1 protein-coding gene is annotated in these 2,724 nt (G+C 46.7%); it reads right to left on the reverse strand.

From position 1 onward, the window contains the following. Positions 1-175 precede the first annotated feature (175 nt). Complete coding sequence (locus EWV68_RS08470; protein ID WP_287169481.1) at positions 176-2,563, reverse strand: DUF3769 domain-containing protein; 2,388 nt, start codon at positions 2,561-2,563, stop codon at positions 176-178. Between the last annotated feature and the right edge of the window lie 161 nt (positions 2,564-2,724).

A 2,724-nucleotide genomic window follows, 5' to 3' on the forward strand; every position in this document is an offset into this window, starting at 1 on the left:
TTAATTGATTAGTTCGCTCTATATCAAAAACAATTAACAAAAATCGCTAAATGCCTTTCTATATAAGGGTTCCATCCCTTATAACCCCCGTCCATTGCATAACACAAACCGAAGAGCCAAAAATCTAATTCATAATTCATAATTCATAATTCATAATTCCCTCTCCCTTCTAGTCTTAACGGGTTACTCCATCCACCACCGGACGGACATCGCTGCCCTCAAAATAGCCGGGGTTGCCTGTCCAGTTGAAATCGGAGACGCGGATGTTGAGTATTCCCAACTGCAGCACCGGGTTATAGCGCAAAATTAAACTATAGGTGCGACGACTCCATTCGAGAAAATATTCTGTACTGATTTCCTTCGCTTGATCGATACTATAAATACTCTGGAAACCCACACGAATCGGACCATATACCTGTTGAGTTATACCATAGGACATTGTTTGTTGATCAACAAAGCGATCGAAGAAAAAGGGTGATTGTCCGTTGACTAAACCCTGACTAAAACTGAGATTAAACCCGGTATAGTCGAGAAAATTGCCAGAAAAACGCCCAAACTGCCCTAATAATCCCACGGTTCCCGTGACGGAATTTTGCGTCTCTCCATTGGTGTAATAACCGGTGACACCGGTGACACCAGTGACAATAGCAATATAGGGTTGAACGGGAACGGGAGAAAATCTTAAACCTTGGTCGGGAGTCGGTGGTAAAGTAAGGGCAGACCAGAGTAAAAAACTGCGATTGAGAGAGACAGCACCCTGAAAACGGCTTAAATTAGTGACATTATCCGTTGCATTGGCCGGTAAGAGATTACTGCGATCGGTGGGTGCGTTGATATTCTGAACAGAAGCTTGATAACTGAGTCTAATATCCGTATTCGGGACGACAATCACCGGTGAGGTCAAAATTGTCCCAAAACTGCTATTAACCGTCTGAAACCCTAAAGAACCGTTAAAGAGACGCTCGCGATAATTGTACTCCACATTGAGCAGATAGGGATCCTGCAACTGTCCGATCGTCTGTTGAAAGCGAATTTTAGAACGAACACTATTTTCGATCTGTTCCAAATCTAAATTAGAAAAAGAAGCTGTCGCTTGCAAAAACGAGCGCTCGCCAAAATTAGTGGCAAAATTGCCCAATAAACCAAAAGCTTTCGGACTAAGGGCCGAAACTTCCCCACCTCCGGGGTTAGCTGAGGGAAAAGCATCGGGATTAAGGACTTTTTGCACTAAATATTGCGGTGTCAACTCGAAAAGAGTCTTCGGTGTCTCCACTAAAGTCAGGGGACTTTCTACGAAAAATCCGCCCCGATCCTCCCCATCATAGCCCGGAGCAATTAAAAAAGGACGACGACGACGGCGATCGAACGTAAGACTATTAATAAAAGTGGGTGCCACTACCCGTTGATCGAAAACCAACTGGGAATTACTCATCCGCAACTCATCGGTAAAGGGGCCGCTACTGCGAAAAGTGGCGGAATTAGCCCGAACTTCCAACTCAGGAGGGGAAAAAGGGTCATTTGTCAGACGCACATTAGTGGCATTCCACACCTTACCATCAAAATTCAAGCGTTCGGCCTGAAAACGGACACGATTAATCGTTCCCCCCGATGGACTACTAATATTCTGTCGATCGCGCCGACTGGGATCCTGTCCCCCGACGACAAATTGAAAACCCTCTCCCGTGGTAATTCTCTGCAAGGGTTGATTTAATGCCAAACGATCGGTTAGGGTTGCAAAAGAACTACCGGCCCCCACATCCGTGGGCAGCGTTTGTCCTAAATCCCTAGCGGTGCTGGGTTGAAAAATCTCCCCATTAGCATTAAATACCACACCGCTATCCTGGACGAAATAATACTCGAAGCGATCGCCGCGCAGGATTTGATCTCCCCGGGTTAGGATCACCTGGCCCTCCGCTACCGCTAACTTTTCGGGAAGATTAATCTGTAAGCGATCGGCCGTTAGTACACTTTGGGCAAAACGCAGGGTGACATTACCTCTAGCGGTGATAATCTGCCGATTTTGGTCAAATTCCTGCTCATCGGCCACTAATTCTAGGGGTCTTTCCCCTTCTGGATTAGCGGACTGATCTAGGCTGTTATTGAGGGAAATCAAGTATTCTTGGCTGGTTTTTTCGCCTTTTTTCCGCACTAATAGCCGAGTTGAGCCATTTTTCTGGTTAAGAGCTTTTTGATTTAATCCTGAAACTATCTCGGTTTCGGGATGAATGGTGACATCAACGGCCGCGGGGGGGGGAGAATTCTGAACAGAAAGGGGTTTTCCTAAAGCTGCCGCATCACCCCCACTGCTAGGTAAAGGTTCTAAGGGAATACCCTCATCGGGAACCAAGGGTTTTACCTCGACGGTTTCCGGGGGTGGAGTGACGGTGAGGGGAATAGAAACGCTCTCTTCTGAAGGCTTTTTTGTTTCTAGAGGTGCTGGGGTGACAGGGAGAGGAATTACAGACGCGGGACTATTTTCAGCAACTTGGCGCTCCTCCGTTTCCGGTTCGGCTACAGTATTAATCAGGGCAGGTGGTTCAACAGCTAAGAGAAAAAAAGACATGACTGCACGAGTCGGCGATCAAAATAGAGGACGAGCGAACCTCATTGACATCCTCGCCGCCCTAAAAGTGCGGCGATTCCTAAACCTCACGATTTAAGTTTCTGCTTCCACCACCGTCGCATACCACAGTTAAAAAACCATGTACTGTCTTACACAGAGTC

The organism is Microcystis sp. M_QC_C_20170808_M9Col (genome assembly GCF_007095495.1).
GTDB lineage: Bacteria > Cyanobacteriota > Cyanobacteriia > Cyanobacteriales > Microcystaceae > Microcystis > Microcystis aeruginosa.